Raw genomic sequence first — 6,327 nt, forward strand, 5'->3', positions numbered from 1 at the left:
GAACAGGGCGGTGGACTACCGCGCGCGGGTGCGGGGGTCCATCGCCTCGCGGAGGGACTCGCCCAGCAGCGTGAAGCCCAGAGCGGTCACCGCGATGCAGATGCCCGGCAGGAACGCCAGCCACGGCGCGATCGCCAGCTCGGCCTGCGCGTAGGTGAGCATGCGACCCCACTCGGCGGTCTGCGGCAGGCCGCCGCCCAGTCCCAGGAACGACAGTGCCGCCGCGTCGATGACGGCGGTGGCGAGCGTCAGGGTGCCCTGCACGATGACGGGTCCGACGCTGTTCGGAAGAACGTGCGTCATGGTGATCGAGCGCCGACTGAGGCCCAGCGTCTGGGCCGACAGCACGTAGTCGGCTCCGCGCTGCTGCAGCATCGAGGCGCGCAGCAGGCGCGCGAACACGGGCACCTGCGACGCTCCGATGGCGATCATGATGGCGAGCTGGCTCTGTCCGAGGACGGCCGCGATCGAGACGGCGAGCAGCAGGTTCGGCACAGAGAGCAGGATGTCGACGAAGCGCATGACGACCGCGTCGACCCACCCGCCGAACATGCCCGCGAGCAGGCCCAGGGCCATGCCGCCGAGGAGGCCGAGAGCGGTCGAGATCACGCCGATCTGCAGCGACGCCTGCGCTCCCCAGATGAGCTTGGACAGCACGTCGCCGCCGAAGCGGTCGAGACCGAGGGGGAATTCGGCCATCTCGCCCGGCCCGGGGATGTCGGTGGGCGTGATGAAGCGCTGCCCGGGGAGGGACTCGGCCGGGTACGGCGCCAGCAGCGGCGCGAGGGCCGCGACGAGCAGGAACGCCAGCACGATGATCGCGCCGATCCACGCCACGGGACTCCGGCGCAGGCGCTGGAACACGTCCTGCCAGAAGCCGCCCCCGCGGGCCTGGGCGGCGAGGAGCTGGCCGTCGACGATCGCGTTGTCGTCGACGGGACCGCCGCTGGGAGCGGGAGGAAGGATGCCGGAGCTCACTGGACTCTCACTCTCGGGTCGATGACGCTGTACGACAGGTCGACGAGCAGGTTGATGAGCGCGTACACGATCGCGATGAAGATGATGAATCCCTGCAGCACCGGGAAGTCGCGCGTGAAGATCGCCCGCGCGAGGAATTGCCCGATGCCCGGGAAGGCGAAGACCGTCTCGGTGAGCACCGCACCCGAGATGAGGAGCCCGGCCTGAAGACCCACCGTGGTGATGACGGGGAGCATGGCGTTGCGCAGGATGAATCGGTTGCGCAGCGTCCCGGTGCCGATGCCCTTCGCGCGCCCGGTGCGCACGTAGTCGGCGTTCTGCACCTCGAGGACCGAGGCGCGGGTGATGCGCACGATGATCGCGAGCGGGATCGTACCCAGCGCGATCGCCGGCAGGATCAGGTGCAGGATGGCATCCCACGACGCGTCGAACTCGCCCGTGATGAGCCCGTCGAACACGTACAGGTTCGTATAATGCGTCGCGTCGATGCGCGGGTTCTGCCGACCGTCCGACGGCAGCCAGCCCAGCTGCACGGCGAAGACGTACTTGAGGATGAACGCCAGAAAGAACACCGGGATCGTGATGCCGATGAGGCTCAGCACGACCGCGCCGTGGTCCCAGATCTTGCCGTGGCGGCGAGCGGCCCAGTAGCCGAGCGGGATGCCGATGCCCACGGCCACGATGAGGGCGGCGATGGACAGCTCGAGGGTGGCCGGGAAGCGGCGGACGAATTCTTCCAGCACGGGCCGGCCGGTCTGGATCGATGAGCCGAAGTCGCCGCTGACGAGTCGCCCGAGCCAGGTGAAGTACTGCACGTACAGCGGCTCGTTGAAGCCGTAGAGCTCGTTAATGCGCTCCACGGCCTCGGGGGTCGCGCGCTCACCGAGGAGCGCGACCGCCGGGCCTCCGGGCAGCGCGCGCACCCAGGCGAAGAGCAGGATCGAGAGACCGAACAGGGTCGGGATGAGCAGGAGCAGGCGCCTGCCGATGGTGCGGAGCACGGGTTCTCACAGGGAGTCGGGAGCGGGGGGACGCGGGATGCCGGGGGTTCCACCACCGCGCGAGCGGAGCGGAACCCCCGGCACCAGGATGCCGCGGACCCCGGCGCCTCGTGGGCGGGGAGTCCGCGGCATCCGGATCACTCGGTGAGTTCGATCTGGTTGTAGACCTCGTCCTGCACGGGGCTGGCGGGGTACGACTTCACGCGCGACGCGAAGGCGAGCGTCGGCACGGGGTTCGCGAGCGGAACACCGGGCAGGAACGTCGCGATCTGTTCGTTGACCGCCTGGTACGCCGAGTCCTGCTCGGTCTCGGTCGCGAGCCCCCGAGCGGAGGTGAGCGCCGAGAACAGCTCACCGTTGTCGAAGCCCCACTCGTTCGAGGTGCCGCCGAAGAACGTGCCCACGAAGTTGTCGGGGTCGTTGTAGTCGCCGGTCCAGCCGAGCAGGTGGATGCCGTGGTCGGCCCCGCCCTGGATGAGGTCGAGGTACTCGCCCCACTCGTTGGACACCGGGTTGACGACGATGCCGACGGCCTGCAGCTGCGACTGCAGGTTGGTGAAGATCTGCTCCGGGTTCGGCATGTACGGGCGCGAGATGTTCACGGGGTAGTTGAACGTGATGGTCAGCGGGTTCGCCTCGGAGAAACCGGCTTCCGCGAGCAGTGCCCGGGCGGCATCCTGATCGAAGTCGTAGGTCGTCACGCCGGAGTTGAAGCCGATCACGCTGTCGGGCATGAACTGCGACGCCACGGTGGTGCCCTCGGGCAGCACCTGGGTGACCAGCTGCTCCTTGTCGATGGCCTGGGTGATGGCCTGACGCACGCGGATGTCGGCGAGCGCCGGGTTGGCCTGGTTCATACCGAGGTAGAGGATGTTGAACGGGTCGCGGTTGATGAGGGTGTATCCCGCGCCCTCGAGGGCACCGAGGTCGGCCGGGGCGACGAGGTCGTATCCGTCGATCGAGCCGGACTCCAGCGCCTGGCGGCGGGCGGTGGTGTCGCCGATCACGCGGAAGATGACCTGCTGCACCTGACCCTGCTCGCCCCAGTAGCCGTCGTATGCGGCGACGGTCGTCTGCGCGCCGGGCTCCGAGGACTCGAAGGCGAAGGGGCCGGTGCCCGTGGGGTGCGCCTGTGCGTACTCGCTGAGCGTGGGGGCCTCGGACGTGCCTCCCACGTCGTCGGCGCCGTACTCCTGCAGAGCGGTGGGGCTCTGGATGGCGAAGGCCGGCAGCGAGAGCGCGGGGATGAACCCGGCGAACGGCTCGGTGAGGGAGATCGTCGCCTCGGTGGGGCTGACCGCCTCGCACCCGCCGTAGATGGAGGTGCCGGTGTCGGCGTACCCGCGCATGAGCTTGCCCCAGTAGTACGACAGGCTCTCGGACTGGGCGATACCGGTGAAGTTGTTCTGGCGGTCGAAGTTGAAGCAGACGGCCTCGGCGTTGAACTCGCTGCCGTCGTGGAAGGTGACGCCCTCTTTGAGCTGGAAGGTGTACGTCAGGCCGTCCTCGGACTGCTCCCAGCTCTCGGCGAGCAGCGGGGCGGGGTCGGCCGTACCGGGCTGAACGCCCACGAGGCCCTCGAAGATCTGCCGCGAGACGCGGAACGACTCGCCGTCGCTGGCGAAGGCGGGGTCGAGGCTCGACGGGTCACCCGACGCGCCGAAGACGAAGGTCGAGTCGACGTCGCCGCCGGCGTCGCCGCTGCCTCCGTCGTTGTCATCGCGCTGGCTCGAGCAGCCCGAGAGAGCGAGGGCGCCGATGGCGATGGTGGCGCCGCCGACGAGCAGACGTCGTCGAAGAGTACTGAGCATTGTTCGATGCACCTTCCGGGGGGAAAAGGAGGAGGACGACGGCGCTGTCACATCGTCGTGCCGCGCTCCATTTGCTGTGTTCTGACGACCGTACAGGGCGGGTGGCGCGCTGCCCATTGCACCTTTGTATCGATCGTGTTTCGGCATCCCGGCATCCTGATCGCTCTCGGGAGGACGAATGGCGCAATCCGCGCGCACTTCGTCGCGTGGACTCAGCACCCTGCGCGGGGTGACGATGACGCGCCCTTCGGCCGACGGGCGGATGCCGCGCTGCGGCCGGACTAGCGTTGACACATGGCCCGCATGCGCATCGAACCCGACGACGCCCCGACGGCGCGCCTGTCGGACGGCACGACCGCGCGCGTCACCCCCTCGGGGTTCGTGTCGGGCTTCGAGCTCGTCGTCGACGGCACCCCTCAATCGCACGTGGATCTCGACGATCCCACGCACCTGCACTTCGAGTACGTGGCGCGCATGGGCGCCGTGATCGATCGACTCCGGATGCCGGGACAGCCCCTCACCGCTGTGCACCTCGGCGCCGGGGCGCTCACCCTCCCGCGCTACGTCGAGGCGACCCGACCCGGCTCGCGCCAGCAGGTGATCGAGTTGGAGCCGGCGCTCTGGGACCTCGTGCGCGAGAACCTCCCCCTCCCCCGCGGTGCCTCGATGCGCGTGCGGATCGGCGACGCGCGGGCGGGGCTCTCGCGCCTTCCCGCCGGCCTGACCGGCGCGGTCGACCTGCTCATCAGCGACGTCTACTCGGGGGCACAGACGCCCGCGCACCTGACGACCGTGGAGTTCTACCGCGACGCCGCCCGGCTGCTCGCTCCCGATGGGGTGCTGCTGGTCAACGTCTCCGACGGGCCGGGCCTCGCCTTCGCCCGTCGGCAGGTCGCGACCATCAGCGAGGTGCTCCCGCAGGTCATCGTGCTCGCCGAGGTGCAGGTGCTCAAGGGGCGTCGCTTCGGCAACCTCGTCGTCGCGGCCTCCGCGGCCCCCCTCCCCGTCGAGTGGCTCCCGCGGCTCATGGCGGCCGGACCCCACCCCGCCAAGGTCGCGCAGGGCGTCGAGATCACCGAGTTCACACGCGGGGCACGCGCGGCGACGGATGCGGACGCGACGCCCTCGCCGAAGCCCTCGGCATCCATTTTCGAACGATGACGCCTTCATGTTCGCCGACCGACCGCGTGGCGGTGTCGCTCTGGGCGCGCACGCCACGCACACTGGAAGTCCTGCCCGACCGAGAGGACCGACGGTGAGCTATATCCACGGGTACGACCCCGACACGTTGCGCGAGATCACCGACTCTCGCGAGTGCGCGGAGCGTCTCGAGGAGATCGGTTCGCAGCGGAGTCTGCACGCCCTGCTCGAACGGGTGTGGCTGCTGAAGGTGCTCGACCGCTTCGATGAGGCGTTGGACATCTCCGACCAGTCGGTGCGCGTCGCCCGGATGGCCGGGACCCGTCGCGACCTGCTGCGCGCCCGCATCCTGCACGCCACGATCATGCAGTGCCGAGGGGCCTACGCCGCCGCCGAGCAGGAACTGACGATGTGCGCCGAAGAGGCCGACGGACAGGGCTGGGCGAGCATCGCCGCCTTCGCGCTTCAGCACCGCGGCAAGGTGCACTACGACGAGGCCGACTACGAGTCCGCGCGTCGCGACTTCAAGCAGGCGCTGTTCCTGCGGCAGAACGCCGGCGCCACCGACGCACAACTCGAGTCGACGCTGCTCGCCATCGACGCGGCCGAACGCCGACGTGCGCGCGAGGTCGTCGCGAGCTGAATGTCGTAGGCCCCGTTTAGTCTTCCCGACATGTCCGACTTGCAGCGCGTGCGCACCTGGGCTGAGGCGTTGATCGCCCTGCACCTCGATGCGTCGTGGTCCTTCGCGTTCGACAACGCCAAGCGTCGCGCCGGCCTGTGCGACTACGGACGCAAGCGCATCAGCGTCTCGCGCTACCTCGCCGCCCGCTACGACGACGACACCAACCACCAGACGCTCCTGCACGAGGTCGCGCACGCGATCGCCGGGGCGTCCGCCGGTCACGGAGCGACGTGGAAGCGCACGGCGCGCGACCTCGGCTACGTCGGAGGCACGACCCACGCCGGCGAGACGGCGAACGAGCTCGCCCCGTGGGTGGGCACCTGCCCCGCGGGCCACGTGGCCTACCGGCACCGTCGGGCCACGCGCCCGACGTCGTGCGCGAAGTGCGCGCCGACCTTCGACCCGCGGTTCGCGCTGTCGTGGGTGCGTCGCGATATCAGCCCATCCGTGAGGCTCGCGGCCGCGACACCACGCTGACGGGGCGTCGATGCGCTCGCCATCGGTCCCGGATGCCATGGCGCTCGCCATCGGTCCCGGATGCCATGGCGCTCGGGCCGCGGCCGCACGTGCTGATCACGGTCTCCGCACGGCGTGGAGCGCGGAGCGACGACTCGCACCCTCGAGGATGCCGCGGCGTTCAGCCTGCGGACACCACACCGGCGCGCAGCACGGGGACCACTGTCGTCGCGTCGCGCGACGCACCCGCGAGCAC

6 protein-coding genes are annotated in these 6,327 nt (G+C 69.8%); 3 read left to right on the top strand and 3 right to left on the bottom strand.

The annotated features are described in order from the left end of the window. Nucleotides 1-15: 15 nt before the first annotated feature. The 3 genes from RWP81_RS13260 to RWP81_RS13270 form a co-directional block, all read right to left on the bottom strand. On the bottom strand, nt 16-921 hold the full coding sequence (locus tag RWP81_RS13260; protein ID WP_314456854.1) for an ABC transporter permease: 906 nt from the start codon (nt 919-921) through the stop codon (nt 16-18). 53 nt (nt 922-974) lie between these two features. Beyond that, nucleotides 975-1,979 carry an ABC transporter permease gene (locus tag RWP81_RS13265; RefSeq protein WP_314456845.1) on the bottom strand — a complete coding sequence of 335 codons (1,005 nt, stop codon included), beginning with the start codon at nt 1,977-1,979 and terminating at the stop codon, nt 975-977. A gap of 137 nt (nt 1,980-2,116) precedes the next feature. Beyond that, a complete protein-coding gene (locus RWP81_RS13270) occupies nt 2,117-3,790 on the bottom strand; it encodes an ABC transporter substrate-binding protein (protein ID WP_314456847.1) in 1,674 nt (557 codons plus the stop codon). Between the two features lie 294 nt (nt 3,791-4,084). Here RWP81_RS13270 and RWP81_RS13275 point away from each other — a divergent pair, with 294 nt between their 5' ends. The 3 genes from RWP81_RS13275 to RWP81_RS13285 all read left to right on the top strand — a co-directional run bounded on the left by RWP81_RS13275 (nt 4,085) and on the right by RWP81_RS13285 (nt 6,092). Further along, nucleotides 4,085-4,951, top strand: a complete 867-nt coding sequence (locus tag RWP81_RS13275) for a fused MFS/spermidine synthase (RefSeq protein WP_314456849.1) — start codon at nt 4,085-4,087, stop codon at nt 4,949-4,951. Nucleotides 4,952-5,045: 94 nt separating this feature from the next. Then, nucleotides 5,046-5,573: a hypothetical protein gene (locus RWP81_RS13280; RefSeq protein WP_314456851.1), complete on the top strand. Its 528-nt coding sequence runs from the start codon at nt 5,046-5,048 to the stop codon at nt 5,571-5,573. Between the two features lie 30 nt (nt 5,574-5,603). After that, nucleotides 5,604-6,092 (top strand): SprT-like domain-containing protein, encoded by a 489-nt coding sequence (locus tag RWP81_RS13285; protein ID WP_055959381.1) that lies wholly within the window; start codon nt 5,604-5,606, stop codon nt 6,090-6,092. Nucleotides 6,093-6,327 lie beyond the last annotated feature (235 nt).

Source organism: uncultured Microbacterium sp., from assembly GCF_963521695.1.
In the GTDB taxonomy this organism is placed as follows: Bacteria; Actinomycetota; Actinomycetes; order Actinomycetales; family Microbacteriaceae; genus Microbacterium.